Origin of the sequence: Thioalkalivibrio sp. AKL7, from assembly GCF_000381705.1 — a bacterium.
GTDB lineage: Bacteria > Pseudomonadota > Gammaproteobacteria > Ectothiorhodospirales > Ectothiorhodospiraceae > Thioalkalivibrio > Thioalkalivibrio versutus.
Map to the genome: position 1 here is coordinate 439161 of NZ_KB906947.1, position 15240 is coordinate 454400.

A 15240-nucleotide genomic window follows, 5' to 3' on the forward strand; every position below is an offset into this window, starting at 1 on the left:
TCACGTACCACTCACCCGCACCCCTGAATACGATCCAAGAATTGTCCGATTTGGACAGGCGCGTCAACTCCCAGCGTGAACCGACCCGGGCCAGAGCACCGCCACAATCGTTCCATCCAGCTGACACAAAAGCGGAACCCGATTGCGTTCCCAGGGGGCGATCCCGCGCTCCTGCATCAGCTTTTTCAGGGATCGGCGCCCGGCGGGGGTCGCGACCACCTCGCCCCCGCTTCGATAGCTAACGGTGAGGGCGACCTCGCGGTCCACGCCGAGCCGCGGCAGCATCTCCCGGGTCAGGCGGCGTCCGTCTGCCAGCATCAGTTCCGGCTGATCGGCTGGCCACGGCTGTTCGGGCGGCGGACCCGCAGCCTCCTCCTTCGGCCCGGCGTGCAGCTGATCGCGATAACGCCGCATCCATCCGCCATCCCATTCCACGGCGGGGGAGGCCTCGGGGTTGTCCACGAGGGCCTGGCGCAGGAATTCACCCAGGCGGTCGTGGCCGGGCGGACGAAGGCCCTGCTCGCGCAGCCAGTGCCGTAGCAGCCCCCGCTGGGTACTCGAGTCGAGCGCGCGCAAAGCGCGGAGGTCCAGGCTACCGTCCAGCGGGTCCCGCAGCCCCTTCAGCAGCCCGGAAAAGTGCTGACGGCATTGCCCGACCGCCTCCTGTTGCCAGCCGGCTGCGCGCGCCAGCCCGGCCGCGCCATCAAATCGCTCCCGCAACAAGGGCAGCACCGACTGGCGCAGGAAATTGCGATCGAATCGGGGATCATGATTGCTGGGATCGTCATACCAATCGAGGCCCTCCTGCTCCGCCAACGCGGCCAGTGCCTCGCGGGGCAGGCCCAGCAAGGGTCGCCCCAGCCAGGTCTCGCCCTCGCGGCGCAGCGGCCGCATGGCCTGCAGCCCTTCGGGCCCGCTGCCGCGCAGGGCGCCCAGCAGGAACGTTTCGGCCTGATCGTCCGCATGTTGCGCGGCCAGGATGATGCCCGTAGCGTCCAGCCCTTCGCGCAGCATCGCGTAGCGTGCCTCGCGCGCCGCGGCCTCCACGCCAAGGCCACGGGTGTCGAGCGAGCCGAGGGTACGGAGCCGGAGCGGGCAGTTCAGTGCCTGTGCAAAGGCGCGGCAGTGCTCGACCTGCTCGCCGGAGTCCGGACGCAGGCGATGATCCACGTGCATGGCCTCGAGGTTGGGGATACCCAGGCGCACCGCGGCGTGGAGCAGGACAGTCGAGTCGAGACCGCCGCTGAAGGCGATGCGCACCTGACGATAGCCGGGATGCGCCTGGAGGAAGTCCCGTAGCGCCGCGGCTACAGGATCGAGCGCCCCGGCACCGGGATCAGGAAGCGGCTTCCTGGAAGGCACCGTAATCCATCAGTCGGCGATAGCGCCGCTCCAGGCGCTTGCCCGGGTCCAGCCCTTCCAGGCCGTCCAGGGTTTCCAGAAGCGCGGCGCGCAGACTGGAGGACATGGTGTCGGGGTCGCGGTGGGCACCGCCCAGGGGTTCCGGCACGATGCGGTCCACCAGCCCCAGCTCGCGCAGGCGTTCCGACGTGATGCCCAGGGCCTCCGCGGCCTCCGAGGCCTTTTCCGCGCTCTTCCAGAGGATGGAGGCACAGCCCTCCGGCGAAATCACCGAGTAGGTCGAGTACTGCAGCATCAGGGTGGCGTCGCCCACCCCGATCGCGAGGGCCCCACCGGAGCCGCCTTCGCCGATCACCGTGGCAATGATCGGCGTGTCGAGACGCGCCATCACTCGCAGGTTGCGCGCGATGGCCTCGCTCTGGCCACGTTCTTCCGCCCCGACGCCCGGGTAGGCACCCGGCGTGTCGATGAAGGTGAGCACGGGCATGCGAAAGCGCTCGGCCATCTCCATCAAGCGCAGAGCCTTGCGGTAGCCCTCCGGACGCGGCATGCCAAAGTTGCGGTAGACCTTGTCGCGGGTCTGGCGTCCCTTCTGGTGCCCGATCAGCATCACCGGCCGTCCGTCCAGGCGCGCCACGCCGCCCACGATCGCCGGGTCGTCCCCAAAGGCACGGTCGCCGTGCAGTTCCTCGAACTCGTCGAACAAGTCGGGAATGTAGTCAAGGGTGTAGGGTCGCCGCGGATGCCGCGACATCTGCGAGACCTGCCACGGGGTCAGCTTGGCGAAGATGCTCTCGGTCAAAGACCGGCACTTGCCTTCCAGGCGCTGGATCTCTTCCTGGATGTTGACCTCGGCATCGTCGCCGACATAGCGCAGATCGCGGATCTTCGCTTCCAGTTCGGCAATGGGCTGTTCGAAGTCGAGAAAGTCCGGATTCATGCAGGGTCCCGAAGACTTGGTTGTGGATACCGACGAAGGATGCGAATTGTAACCAATTGCGGCGATCCCCGCTCCAATGCAGGTGCGGCGACGCCTTGTTTCCAGCTATCGGCCGTAGAGCACCTCGGCCTCGCAACCCGGACCCAGGGACTGCTGAATGCCACGCAACAGCCGCTCGTCCGGACGGATGGTCCATCCCTCCGGCAGGCTGATATCCGCCTCCAGCCCGTCACGGCGATAGCACAGGTGCACCCGGCAAGGCCCCTCACGATGCGGCTCCATCAGCCCGCGCAAATGGGCCACCTGCTCGGGAACCACCCCTTCCAGGCACAGGTGCAGCGCGCGGGCCCACTGGACCCGCGCTTCATCCAGGCTGTACACGGTACGGGCCCGCATACGGATCCCGCCGGCATAGTCGTCGAGCGTCACCGTGCCCTCCGCGACCAGCAGGGCATCCGGCTCCAGACGGTCCTTGTAGGTGGTGAAGTCGTCGTTGAACAACACCACCTCGGCCCGCCCGCTGCGGTCGTCCAGGGTGACGATGCCCATGCGCCCGCTCTGCGTGTTGCGCACTCGCACCCCGACGATCAGACCGGCGATGCGCACGGTTTCCTGCTTGCCCCGCCATTTCTGGCCCTGGGGCTCGTCCGGGCGATCCTCCAGCTTGGCCTCCAGCGCCTGCAGCGTGGTGCCGGTCAGGCGCAGCAACTCGGCGCGGTAGCGCTCCACCGGGTGACCGGTCAGATAAAGCCCCAGGGTGTCCTTCTCGCCGCGCAGACGATCGTCGTCCTCCATCTCGGCGAGGGTCGCACTATCCGGGATCACGGCCGCAGCCGGATCCCCGAACAGGTCCACCACACCCAGATTGGCATTGCGCTCGCTCTGTTCGGCTGCCGCGACCGCCATCGGGATGTCGTTCAGCAGCGTCGCACGGTTGGCGCCGATCCGATCCATCGCGCCGGCGCGCACCAGCGTCTCCAGCACACGCTTGTTCAGCTTGCCGAGATCCACCCGCTGGCACAGGTCCACCAGCCCGTGGAATTCACCGCCCTCGCCGCGCGCCTTGAGCAGGGTGTCGATGGCCGACTCCCCAACGCCCTTGATCGCGCCCAGGCCGTAGACCACGGTCTGCGCGTCGTGGCAGGTAAAGCGGTAGTCCGACTGATTGACGTCCGGCGGCAGGACCTCCAGGCCCATGTTGCGGCATTCCTCGATCAGCCCCACCACCTTGTCGGTGTTGTCCATGTCCGCGGACAGCACCGCCGCCATGAACGGCGCCGGATAATGCGCCTTGAGCCAGGCGGTCTGGTAGGCAACCAGGGCATAGGCCGCGGAGTGCGACTTGTTGAAGCCGTAGCCCGCGAATTTCTCCATCAGGTCGAAGATGTAGGTCGCAACCCCTTCATCCACACCGCGCCCCAGTGCACCCTCGAGGAAGATCTCGCGCTGCTTGGCCATCTCCTCGGGCTTCTTCTTGCCCATCGCGCGGCGCAACAGATCCGCACCACCCAGGGTGTAATTGCCCAGCACCTGGGCGATCTGCATCACCTGCTCCTGATACAGGATCACGCCGTAGGTGGGCTGGAGAATGGGTTCCAGATCCGGATGCGGATATTCCACCTGGGCACGACCATGCTTGCGGTCGATGAAGTCGTCCACCATGCCCGACTGCAGCGGGCCCGGGCGGTAGAGCGCCACCAGCGCGATGATCTCCTCGAAGCTGTCCGGCTGCAGACGCTTGATCAGATCCTTCATCCCGCCGGATTCCAGCTGGAACACCGCGGTGGTCTGGTAGTCCTTCAGCAGGCGGAAGGTGTCCGGGTCATCCAGCGGGATCGCATCCAGATCCACCTGCACCGCGGCATCCATCTTGCGGATGTTGTCCACCGCCCAGTCGATGATGGTGAGCGTGCGCAGGCCGAGGAAGTCGAACTTCACCAGGCCGACCGCCTCGACGTCATCCTTGTCGAAGTGGGTCACTAGCGAGCCACCGTCGTCTTCGCAGTACAGCGGCGAGAAGTCGGTCAGCGCCGAGGGCGCAATGACCACCCCGCCGGCATGCTTGCCCGCGTTCCGGGTGAGGCCCTCGAGTTTCTGCGCGAGATCGATGATCGCGCGCACCTCCTCGTCTTCGTCGTACTGCGTCTTGAGGTCCGCGCTCTCGGTCAGGGCCTTTTGCAGGGTCATGCCCAGCTCAAACGGGATCAGCTTGGCAATGCGGTCGACGAAACCGTAGCCATGGCCCAGCACACGCCCGACGTCGCGCACCACCGCCTTGGCGGCCATGGTGCCGTGGGTGATGATCTGCGAGACCTTGTCGCGCCCGTAGCGCTCGGCGACGTAGTCGATCACGTCGTCGCGTCGCTCCATGCAGAAGTCGACATCGAAGTCGGGCATGGAGACACGTTCAGGGTTGAGAAATCGCTCGAAAAGAAGATCGTAACGCAATGGATCCAGGTCGGTAATACCCAGCGCATAGGCCACCAGAGAGCCCGCACCGGAACCACGCCCCGGGCCCACGGGGATGCCATTGTCCTTGGCCCACTGGATGAAGTCCGCCACGATCAGGAAGTAGCCGGGGAAACCCATCTGGCAGATCACGTCCAGCTCGCGCTGCAAGCGCGCCTCGTAATCCGCCGCCGGCGCGAAGCAGAAGCGCTCCAGGCGCCCCGCCAACCCCTGCGCCGAGGTCTCGCGCAGGTGATCTTCCACGGTATAGCCCTCGGGGACCGGGAAGTCCGGCAGCACCGATTCGCCCAGGGTCAGGCTCACCGAACAGCGCCGGGCGATCGCCACGCTGTTGGCCAGGGCCTCGGGAATGTCCGCGAACCGCTCCGCCATCTCCTCGGGTGTACGCAGATACTGCGCCTCCGAGTAACGGCGCGGGCGCCGTGGGTCGTCCAGGGTCACGCCGTCATGGATGCAGACGCGCGCCTCGTGGGCCTCGAAGTCCTCGGGCCGCAGGAAGCGAACATCATTGGTGGCCACCACCGGCAGATCGAAGGCCTCGGCCGCGGCCAGCGCCTGTTCGATCCAGGCCTCTTCGCCCGGGCGGTCGCTGCGCACCAGTTCCAGATAGAAGCGACCCGGGAAGCGCTGCATCCACGGCTCGAGATCCTCGGCCAATAGCGCGCGCGCGGCCCCCGAACCGTTCACGAACAGGCCGTCGATCCCGCCAGACAATGCGATCAGGCCCTCGGCGGCCGCATCCAGCCAGGCGCAGTCCACCCGCGGAATGCCCTTCTCCTGGCCCTCCTGCCAGGCGCGCGAGATCAGCCGGGTCAGATTGCGATAACCCGGGTCGTTCTGCGCCAGCAGGGTCATGCGAGCAAGGCTCCCGTCGGCACGGGCATCGCGCACCAGAACGTCCGCACCGATGATGGGCTGCACACCCTTTGCGATCGCGGCACGGTAGAACTTTACCAGCCCGAACAGGTTGCAGTGATCGGTTACCGCGATGGCCGGCATCCCGCCCTCGGCCACCGCGTTCACCAGTGGCTTGAGGCGGACCAGCCCGTCGATCAGGGAATACTCCGAATGCACCCGCAGGTGCACGAAACCGGGATGGCCTTCGCTCATGCCCCCATCTCCTGTTCACGCGCCGCCAGCGCACGCGCTACGGGGCCGAAACTACGGCGGTGTTGCGGGCACGGCCCCAACCGTTCCAGGGCCTCGCGATGCGCCACCGTGGGGTAGCCGGAATGGCGATCGAAGCCGTAATCGGGGTAGTCGTGATGGAGATCGCGCAACCAGCCGTCGCGCGCCACCTTCGCGACGATGGAGGCGGCACTGATTGCAGCCACCGAGCCATCCCCGCCGACGATCGCCTCGGCGGTCCAGGGGCCCTGCGGTGTGAAGCGCCCGTCCACCAGCAGATGTGCCGGCGCGATGGCGAGCCCGGCCGCCGCCCGCTGCATGGCGAGCAGCGTCGCATGATGGATGTTCAGTTCATCGATCTCCGCCGCCTCGGCCCGGCCCAGCGACCATGCCAGCGCGTCGGCACGGATCTGCACGTCCAGCGACTCGCGGCGTTTCGCGCTGAGCTTCTTGGAGTCGGTCAAGCCGGGGCAGGTGTAGCCTTCCGGCAGGATGACGGCGGCCGCCACCACCGGCCCGGCCAGCGGCCCGCGCCCCACTTCGTCCACGCCGGCGACATAGCGCTGCGCTGCCTCTAAATCGGACATGGAGTCTCCACCACGGTGAACTGCGGGCAATCGCCCGAACGCGAACATGCGCCGCGCCGGGGATCCGTTACAATAGCGCCGAAAATCCTAGCACACCCCCTCCGGATCCGAGCCTACTCATGTCCCAATCTCCGTTACGCTGCGCCGCCATCGGCGTGGGCCATCTTGGCAAATGGCATGCCGCCAAATACGCCGCGCTGCCCGACACCGAACTGGTTGCCGTGGTCGATGCCGATTCCGAAACCGCCAGCCGCGTCGCGGCGGAGCACGGCTGCCGCGCGGAGACCGACCATCGCGCCCTGATCGGTCAGGTCGATGCGGTCTCCATCGCCGCACCGACCACCCTGCACTTCGACATCGCCCGGGACTTCCTCGAGGCCGGTTGTCATGTCCTGGTCGAGAAGCCGATTACCGCCACCCTGGAGCAGGCCGAGACGCTGAACCAGATCGCCGAGCAACAGGGCGTCGTCCTCCAGGTCGGGCACCTGGAACGCTTCAATGCCGCGCTACGCCGACTGACCGAGACCCCGTTGCACCCGCGGTTTATCGAGTCGCACCGCCTGGCGCCCTACAAGCCGCGCGCCACCGACGTGTCGGTCGTGCTCGATCTGATGATCCACGACATCGACATCATCCTGTCGCTGGTGGATGCCCCGCTGACCGACATTCGCGCCTCCGGCGCCCGCGTGCTGACCGGCGACATCGACATCGCCAATGCCCGGCTGGAATTCGCGGACGGCTGCGTAGCCAACGTGACCTCCAGCCGCATCAGCACCAAGTCCGAGCGCCGCATGCGCATCTTCCAGTCGCATGCCTACGCCTCGGTGGACTTCCAGAACCGCATCCTGTCGCTGAACCACATCGGCGAGCCCGACCCGGAGACCGGGGCCCCCGCGATCCACCGCGAGGAGAGTGTCTTCGACGAGGCCGACGCCCTGCTGGCCGAGATCCAGGCCTTCGTGGCCGCCGTGCACGGTCAGGGACCGGTCGTGGTCAGTGGCCGCGACGGCCAGCGGGCCCTGGAGACGGCCAGCCGCATCACCGACCTGGTCTACGAGAACCTGAACATCATGAGCCGGGCCGACGGCCCGCACAGCCACCTCGACGCGAACCCCACAGGAGTCAAGCCGTGATCCCGATGGTCGACCTGCAGCGCCAGTACCAGACCCTGCGCCCCGAAATCGATGCCGCGCTACAGGAGGTGCTGGCCGGTGCGCGCTTTATCCTCGGCCCCAACGTCCAGACCCTGGAGCAGGAGCTCGCCGAATACCTGGGCGTGGAACACGCGATCACCTGTGCCTCCGGCACCGATGCCCTGCATCTGGCGCTGGCCGCGGCCGGCATCGGCCCGGGCGACGAGGTCATCACCACCCCGTTTACCTTCATTGCCACCGCCGAGGCCATCCGTTATGTCGGGGCCGACCCGGTATTCGTGGACATCGACCCGCGGACCTTCAATATCGACCCGGACCAGGTCGAGGCGGCCATCACCGAGCGCACCCGCGCGATCCTGCCGGTCCACCTGTTCGGGCAGCCGGCCGACATGCCGCGGCTGCAGGCCATCGCCGAGAAACACAAGGTGTTGATCGTCGAGGATTGCGCACAGTCCTTCGGCGCGACGGTCGATGGCGTACAGACCGGCGCGGCCACCGCCTTCGGCTGTTTTTCGTTCTTCCCCAGCAAGAACCTCGGGGCCTTCGGCGACGGGGGTCTGGTGACCACCAACTGCCCGTCTGCCGCCGACACCCTGCGCCGATTGCGCAACCACGGTTCCAGCGTGCGCTACTACCACGACGAGATCGGCTACAACAGCCGCCTGGACGAGATGCAGGCGGCGATCCTGCGGGTGAAGCTGCCGCATATCGACACCTACAACGCCGAACGCCGCCGGGTGGCGGCACGTTATCGCGACGGCCTGGCAGGGCTGCCGGTCGAGGTTCCGTTCGAGGACGGCATCGGGGTCCACGTCTACCACCAGTACACGCTGCTGACTGATCATCGCGACGCGATCATGGAGGCGCTCAAGGCCGCCGAGGTGGCCTGTGCAATCTACTACCCGGTACCCCTGCATCAGCAAAAGGCCTTCGCCGATCTCCCGAACCGGCCGGAATCGCTGCCCGTCACCGAAGACGTCGCCGCGCGCTGCCTGTCCCTGCCGGTGTTCCCGGAACTCGAGGATGCGACCATCGACATGATCTGCGGGAAGATCCGCGCCGCCCTCGCGTGACGCCGCGCCACATCGCTTCCACAGGGGGTCCCCACCGGTCATGACGCAGCATGTCGTGATCTGCGCCGGCGAAAGCTCCGGTGACGCACTCGGGGCGGGACTGGTCCACGAACTCTCGGCACTGGAGCCCGGTCTCCGCTACACGGGCATGGGCGGGACGCAGATGCGCGCCGCCGGGGTCGACACCCTGATCGACGTCTCCGAACTGGCCGTGGTGGGCCTGGTCGATGTGCTGGTCAACTACCCGCGCCTGCGCCGGCTGTTCCGGCGCATGTGCGAGCATTTGGAGACCCACCGCCCGGACCTGCTGGTCCTGGTGGACTACGTGGAGTTCAACCTGCGCCTGGCTGCCCACGCCCGCCGCCTCGGTATCCGCGTGCTGTTCTATGTCAGCCCGCAGCTGTGGGCGTGGCGTTCGGGCCGGATCAAGCGCATCCAGCGCAGCGTGGACGCGATGGCGGTACTTTTTCCCTTCGAAACCGACGTCTACGAGAAGGCCGGGGTGCCAGTACGCTATGTCGGAAACCCTCTCGTGGATCGGGTGCAGCCGCCCAAACAGCCGATTCGCGAACAGCTTGGCCTCGCGGCCAATACGCGCCTGGTCGGTCTTCTCCCCGGCAGCCGCAACGGCGAACTGAAGCGCCACTGGCCCATGCTCGTGGACACCGCCCGCCGCCTCCACGTGTCGCACCCGGACATCCAGTTCGTGGCCTCCATGGCGCCGGGAGTCACCACCGAACACTTGGGGGCCCTCGCCACCTGTGACGATCTCCCCGTCCATTTCGTGGGCGGCCACACCGCCACCCACTCCCTGATGGCGGGGGCGGATCTATTGCTGATCGCCTCGGGCACGGCAACCCTAGAGGCCGGTCTGCTCCAGGCCCCCATGCTGGTGTTCTACCGCATGGGCACCCTGAGCCACGCGGTCTTCTCGCGTCTCGTGCGGGTTGAGAACATCGCCCTGGTCAACATCGTGGGCGGCGAGCGCCTGGTGCCCGAATACCTGCAACAGCAGGCGACCGCCGAGCGCCTGGCCCACGACGCCGCGGATCTGCTCGACCGCCCCCCGGCCCTGGACGCGATGCGCGATCGCCTGGCGCAAGTGCGCGATCACCTGGGCAATGGCGGAGCCGACCGCCGCGTGGCCGAAATGGCGCACCAACTCCTGCACCACGGCCAACTAAGCGACAGCGAGAAGCCGATCTAAGGGCGACGGTTCGTTTGGGGAGCAAACGCTTGGGCAGCACACAGGGCCCTGCCCCGCAGCGACCGCGTCAGTGCGGACGACCGCCGCGCAGAATGCCGCGACGACTGCCGCGCACGAAACCGATCAGATTGCGCACCTCCGGCACCTCGGTCTCCTCGAACATGGCGTCCAGATGACTTTCGCGCCCGGCGCGTCCACGCATTCCCTGGATGAATACCCGGTGCAGCGCCTGAATGGCGTCATTGGAGAAACCGTTGCGCTTGAGTCCAACCTTGTTGATCCCGATCAGCCGCGCATAGTTGCCGCTCGCCAGGCAATACGGCGGTAGGTCACGGTTCAGCGCCGCACCCATGCTGGTGAAGGCGTAGGTGCCGACGCGACAGAACTGATGCACCAGGGTGAAACCACCCAGCGTTGCGTGATCCTGGATCTCCACGTGCCCGGCAAGCGACGTGGCATTGGAGAAGATGATGCCGTTCCCGATGGTGCAGTCGTGCGCGATGTGGACATACGCCATGATCAGGTTGTCGTGCCCGATGACCGTCTCACCCAGCCCCTTCTCGGTTCCGCGGTGCAGCGTTACCGACTCCCGAATCACGTTGCGATCGCCGATGATCAGCCGCGTGGGTTCACCCCGATAGCTGGTGTCCTGAGGCTCCTCCCCGATCGAGGAGAACTGAAAGATTCGGTTTTCCCGCCCGATCTCGGTCGGTCCGTTGATCACCACATGCGGGCCCACCCAGGTATCCGCGCCGATCTTCACATTGGCACCGATGACCGAGAACGGCCCGATCGTCACCGAGCTGTCGATCTCGGCGCTGGGGTGGACGTCCGCGCGCGGATCGATCACGCCGGGATTTCCTGACCGGAACACATGAGCTGCGCCGTCGCGCACACGTCGTCGCCCACCTTCGCGACCGCGTCGAAGCGCCAGATACCCCGCACCGTACGCTTCAGATCCACCCGCAGGTGGAGTTGATCGCCGGGTACCACCTGGCGCCGGAAGCGCGCCTCGTCGATCCCGACAAACAGGTACAGCTGCTGCTTGTCCTGGTTCTCGTTACGCGCCTCTTCGGTCTTGAACGCAAGCAGGCCGGTGGCCTGTGCCAGGGCCTCGAGGATCAGAACCCCGGGCATCACCGGCTTGATCGGGAAGTGCCCCTGGAAATACGGTTCGTTGATGCTGACGTTCTTGATCCCCGTCAGATAGCTGCCCGCCTCCCACTCCAGCACCCGATCCACCATCAGGAACGGGTAACGATGCGGCAGGTAGCGCATGATCTCCTGGACATTAAAGTCATCCACGCCGGTGTCCTTTCTCTTGATCTTGTTGTGCCGCATCCGGACCGCTGCGCGGGACGTGCAATACGACGTTCGACTCGGCCTCCCCACGCGCGGCAAGGCCAGTTACTACCAGGGCCGATCGATCGCCCCTCGATCGCCTAACGCGCCAGACGGCGCAGTCGGGCCAGCATGCGATTCCACAACCGGGCCTCTTGATGCGGGACTCCAGAGGCGTAGTGACCCGGCCGCGTAATGGAGCGCGTGACCAGGGTCATCGCGTGAATGGTGACGTGATCCACGATGGACAGGTGACCCAGGATCCCGGCGCCGCCCCCGATTGCACAATGCGCGCCGATCCGGGCACTGCCCGCGATCCCCACACAGCCGGCAATGGCTGTATGGTCGCCAATCTCGACGTTATGGGCAACATGAACCAGGTTGTCGATCTTCACTCCCCTCCCGATCCGCGTCGCGCGCAACGCCCCGCGATCGATGGTCGTGTTCGCTCCGATTTCCACATCGGAACCGATCACGACATGGCCCAGCTGTTCGATTTTCTCCCACCCCTGGTCGCCTGCGGGGGCGAACCCGAAGCCATCGGCCCCGATCACGCAACCACTGTGCAGGATGCAGCGATCCCCCACCTCAACCCCTTCGAGCAGGGTCACCCGGGGGTGCAGGAAGGTATCGCCCCCCACCATCACCCCCTCGCCCACCACGCAATGCGCCTCCACGACGCTCTGGGGCCCCACCGTAGCCCCCGCCCCGATCACCGCCCCGGGCCCCACGAATGCGTCGGGAGCAACCGAGGACTCGGGATCCACAAACGCACCCGGATGGACACCCGCAGGCCGTGCCCGACGCGGCCTGCCCAGGCACTGACTCGCTCGGGCATAGCCCAGATAGACATCATCCAAGTGGATCAGGGTTCGGGAAGACGTCGCTTGCAGGCCCGCGGCCTCCGGCACCAGGATCACACCCGCGGCACTCGCCGCCAAGGCCTCTGAATGACGCCCGGCGTCCGTCACAAAACTCAGATCGCAGGGGCCTGCCGTGGCCAGCGGGCTCAACCCGGTGAAGCGGCGTTGGCCATCGCCCGTGAGCTGCCCGCCCAGCGCCTCGGCCAGCTCGCGGGCCGAATACCCGCCGTCAGTCTCGCTGCATTGTGGCAAGGATGTCGTCCGTGATGTCGATCCGGTCGCTGGCATACAGCACGTTGCGTTCGGTCAGGATCAGATCAATGTCGCGTTCCCGGGCGAGATCAACGATCGCATCGTTGATCCGTCGCTGCAGTTTGGCCAGCTCCTCGTTGCGGCGTACGTTCAGGTCTTCGCTGAAGCTCTCCTGCGCCCGCCGGAATTCCCGCGAACGTTGCGAGAATTCCCGCTCCAGGTCCGCCCGTTCCGATGGGTTCATCAGGTCCCCGTCACGTTCCAGCCGGTCACGCAGCCGCTGCAGCTCCTCACGCTCCGCCACCAGCTCCGAATCGCGCGGCGAGAACTCGCGCTCCAGTTCGCGCATGGCCTCTTCGGCCTGCGGCGAATCCTCGAGAATCCGGTTCATCGTCACGAATGCGACGTTCTGCGCCCCGGCGACAGCGGGTACCACCAGCCATCCGCTGACGACGAGAATCACCGCCGCGAACCAGGCCATCCCGGATCTCATGACGCCTCCCGATGCGCTTGCATCGATCATCCTCAGAAACTGGCCCCCAGCAGGAACTGGAAGCGCTGCAGCTCGTCACCCGGCTGATCGTTGAACGGCTCGGCCACGCTGAAGCTCAACGGCCCCACCGGCGAGAACCAGGTCACCGCCACACCCGCCGATGCCCGCAACTCGCTGGTATCAAAGTCCGACACATCATGGAACACATTCCCCGCGTCCACAAAGGTACTCATGCGGACTGCATCGTTGTCGGCCGCAAACGGCATCGGGAAGAACAATTCCGCGGACAGCGTAGTCCGGAAACGCCCACCGTAAGGATCATCATTGGAATCGCGCGTCGCCACCTGACCATCGCGGATCGGTCGCAGATCGCCCAGCTGGTTGTCCTCGTAGCCGCGGACCGAGCGAATGCCCCCGGCAAACAGCCGTTCGTAGAACGGCACGTCATCCCCTCCGTAGCCATCCGCGTACGCGAGTCCGGCGGAGAGGCTGAAGGAGTACCGATCGGACAGCCGGAAGATCTCCTGGCCCGAATAGGTGAGCTTGTAGAACTCGCGGTCACTGCCCGGCACCGTGACTTCCAGGCCGACCCGATGACGACGGCCTTGCGAGGCGAAGGTCGTGCTGTCCCGCGTATCGTGGACGTAGCTGGTCTCGAGCTTGTAGAGGTTCGCGGAATCGCCAAATTCGTCCAGCTCGTCGATGATCTCGTCCGGGGTTCCGATACGAGTGTCGGAGCGTTCGACCGTCTCGATCTCGATGTTCTCGAAACCCGGTCGCACCTGAATCCGGTCGAACTCCGACAGCGGAATCCCGTAGGTCACGTCGAAGCCAAAGCGGTTGGATGAATACCGCGAGATATTGGCCTCCTCGGCGTCGATCTTGCGATAGAACACGGAGAACCCGCGACTCGCACCGGAGGGGGTGAAGTGCGGATTGGTGACGCTCATCCGGAACAGCTGGTTGACCTTGCTGGTACTCACCTCGGTGGAGAAGCGATTGCCGGTCCCAAGGAAGTTGTCCTGTGTCAGGCTCGCGGTCAGCAGCAGCCCCTGGTTCTGCGAGAACCCGGCGCCCAGCGACAAGGCCCCGGACTGCTGCTCGGTCACGGTGATATTCAGGTCCACTTCGTCATCGGTGCCGGCGACCCGCTCGGTCTCCACGTTCACGCTCTGGACGAACGGCAGCCGCTGGACACGCACCCGGGAACGTTCGACCAATGCCCCGTTGTACCAGGCGCTCTCCATCTGGCGCATCTCGCGGCGATACACCCGTTCCTCGGTATTCTGATTGCCGGTGATGCGGATGTTCCGAACATAGACGCGCGGGCCCGGGTCGACGAAGAACGTGATCGCCACTTCGCGGTTGTCCTCGTCCACGTCGGGCACCGGGTTCACGTTGGCGAATGCGAAACCCTCCCGAGTCAGGCGCTCGCTGATCCGTTCGGCGGATTCGGTCACCTGGCTGCGCGAAAACGGCGCATCGATGTCCACGTCAATCAGGCTCTCCAGCTCCTCCCGCGGGATCACAAACTCCCCGGCGAGATCCACACCCGTCACCGTGTAGCGATCGCCCTCGTCGACGTTAATCGTGATGAACAGATCCCGCCGATCCGGCGTCAGCGTCACCTGAGTGGAGTCGATATCGAACTCCAGGAAACCCTGATCCAGATAATGCGAACGCAGCTGTTCCAGATCCCCGGACAGCTTCTCGCGCGAGTAGTTGTCACGCCGACTGAAAAAGGCCCACCAGCGTGGCACGCCGGACTCGAAACGCCGGGTCAGTTCACGACCCGAGTAGCTCTCGTTGCCCACTACATTGACCTGGCGGATTTTGGCCACCGGCCCTTCGGTAATGTCGATCTCGATGTCCACGCGGTTACGCGGCAGTTCCACGATCTCCACATCGACCTGCACGTTGTAGCGCCCGCGCGCGAAATACTGCTGGCGCAGCTCGCTCTCGATGCGGTCCAGCATCGTGCGGTTGAATACCCGCCCGGAACGCAGGCCGGCCGAATCCAGCGCCTCGCGCAAGCCCTCGTCGGGGATATCCCGGTTACCGGAAAAATTGATCTCGTTGATCGCGGGGCGTTCAGAGACAATCACAACGAGGACGTCCCCGCGCCGGGCGATCTCCACATCGTCGAAGAAGCCGGTCTGGAACAGCTCGCGGATCACCTCCGGACTGCGATTGTCGTCGAAGGTATCCCCAACCTGCACGGGCAGATAACTGAGCGCGGTACCGGCGGTGATCCGTTCCAGCCCCTCGATCTCGATATCCTCGATCTCGTAGGCCTGGCCCCAGGCCGTCCCCGCCAGGCCCAGCAAACCGACCAGGGCCATTCCTCTCAAGCTGTTTCGCGCCATGCTCT

At 65.9% G+C, this 15240-nt stretch carries 12 protein-coding genes; 3 read left to right on the forward strand and 9 right to left on the reverse strand.

Annotated features, from left to right (window positions below; translation table 11 throughout):
- Positions 1–63: 63 nt before the first annotated feature.
- The 4 genes from tilS to rnhB form a co-directional block, all read right to left on the reverse strand.
- Entirely contained in the window at positions 64–1260 is a 1197-nt protein-coding gene (tilS, locus tag G315_RS0101945; RefSeq protein ID WP_019611806.1) for a tRNA lysidine(34) synthetase TilS, read from the reverse strand.
- A gap of 76 nt (positions 1261–1336) precedes the next feature.
- Positions 1337–2302, reverse strand: coding sequence for an acetyl-CoA carboxylase carboxyltransferase subunit alpha (locus G315_RS0101950; RefSeq protein ID WP_018145590.1), 966 nt, complete (start codon positions 2300–2302; stop codon positions 1337–1339).
- A gap of 105 nt (positions 2303–2407) precedes the next feature.
- A complete protein-coding gene (gene dnaE, locus G315_RS0101955; RefSeq protein ID WP_019611807.1) occupies positions 2408–5881 on the reverse strand; it encodes a DNA polymerase III subunit alpha in 3474 nt (1157 codons plus the stop codon).
- Entirely contained in the window at positions 5878–6486 is a 609-nt protein-coding gene (gene rnhB, locus G315_RS0101960) for a ribonuclease HII (RefSeq protein WP_019611808.1), read from the reverse strand. Before rnhB ends, dnaE begins: the two co-directional genes overlap by 4 nt.
- A gap of 119 nt (positions 6487–6605) precedes the next feature.
- Between rnhB and G315_RS0101965 the strand changes: the two genes are divergently transcribed.
- From G315_RS0101965 to lpxB, 3 genes are read left to right on the forward strand one after another with little or no spacing between them, the layout of a single operon-like run.
- Positions 6606–7619 carry a Gfo/Idh/MocA family protein gene (locus G315_RS0101965; protein ID WP_019611809.1) on the forward strand — a complete coding sequence of 338 codons (1014 nt, stop codon included), beginning with the start codon at positions 6606–6608 and terminating at the stop codon, positions 7617–7619.
- On the forward strand, positions 7616–8713 hold the full coding sequence (locus G315_RS0101970; RefSeq protein ID WP_019611810.1) for a DegT/DnrJ/EryC1/StrS aminotransferase family protein: 1098 nt from the start codon (positions 7616–7618) through the stop codon (positions 8711–8713). The genes G315_RS0101965 and G315_RS0101970 overlap by 4 nt, the downstream gene beginning before the upstream one ends.
- 40 nt (positions 8714–8753) lie before the next feature.
- A complete protein-coding gene (gene lpxB, locus G315_RS0101975) occupies positions 8754–9920 on the forward strand; it encodes a lipid-A-disaccharide synthase (protein ID WP_019611811.1) in 1167 nt (388 codons plus the stop codon).
- Between the two features lie 67 nt (positions 9921–9987).
- Here the strand turns inward: lpxB and lpxA are convergent, their stop codons facing one another.
- The 5 genes from lpxA to bamA all read right to left on the reverse strand — a co-directional run bounded on the left by lpxA (position 9988) and on the right by bamA (position 15235).
- Entirely contained in the window at positions 9988–10770 is a 783-nt protein-coding gene (gene lpxA / locus G315_RS0101980; RefSeq protein ID WP_018145584.1) for an acyl-ACP--UDP-N-acetylglucosamine O-acyltransferase, read from the reverse strand.
- Entirely contained in the window at positions 10767–11261 is a 495-nt protein-coding gene (gene fabZ / locus G315_RS0101985; RefSeq protein WP_018145583.1) for a 3-hydroxyacyl-ACP dehydratase FabZ, read from the reverse strand. Before fabZ ends, lpxA begins: the two co-directional genes overlap by 4 nt.
- A 101-nt stretch (positions 11262–11362) precedes the next feature.
- On the reverse strand, positions 11363–12376 hold the full coding sequence (gene lpxD, locus G315_RS0101990; RefSeq protein ID WP_019611812.1) for a UDP-3-O-(3-hydroxymyristoyl)glucosamine N-acyltransferase: 1014 nt from the start codon (positions 12374–12376) through the stop codon (positions 11363–11365).
- Positions 12354–12857, reverse strand: a complete 504-nt coding sequence (locus tag G315_RS0101995) for an OmpH family outer membrane protein (protein WP_018145581.1) — start codon at positions 12855–12857, stop codon at positions 12354–12356. The genes lpxD and G315_RS0101995 overlap by 23 nt, the downstream gene beginning before the upstream one ends.
- A gap of 44 nt (positions 12858–12901) precedes the next feature.
- Entirely contained in the window at positions 12902–15235 is a 2334-nt protein-coding gene (gene bamA / locus G315_RS0102000; RefSeq protein ID WP_369699422.1) for an outer membrane protein assembly factor BamA, read from the reverse strand.
- Positions 15236–15240 lie beyond the last annotated feature (5 nt).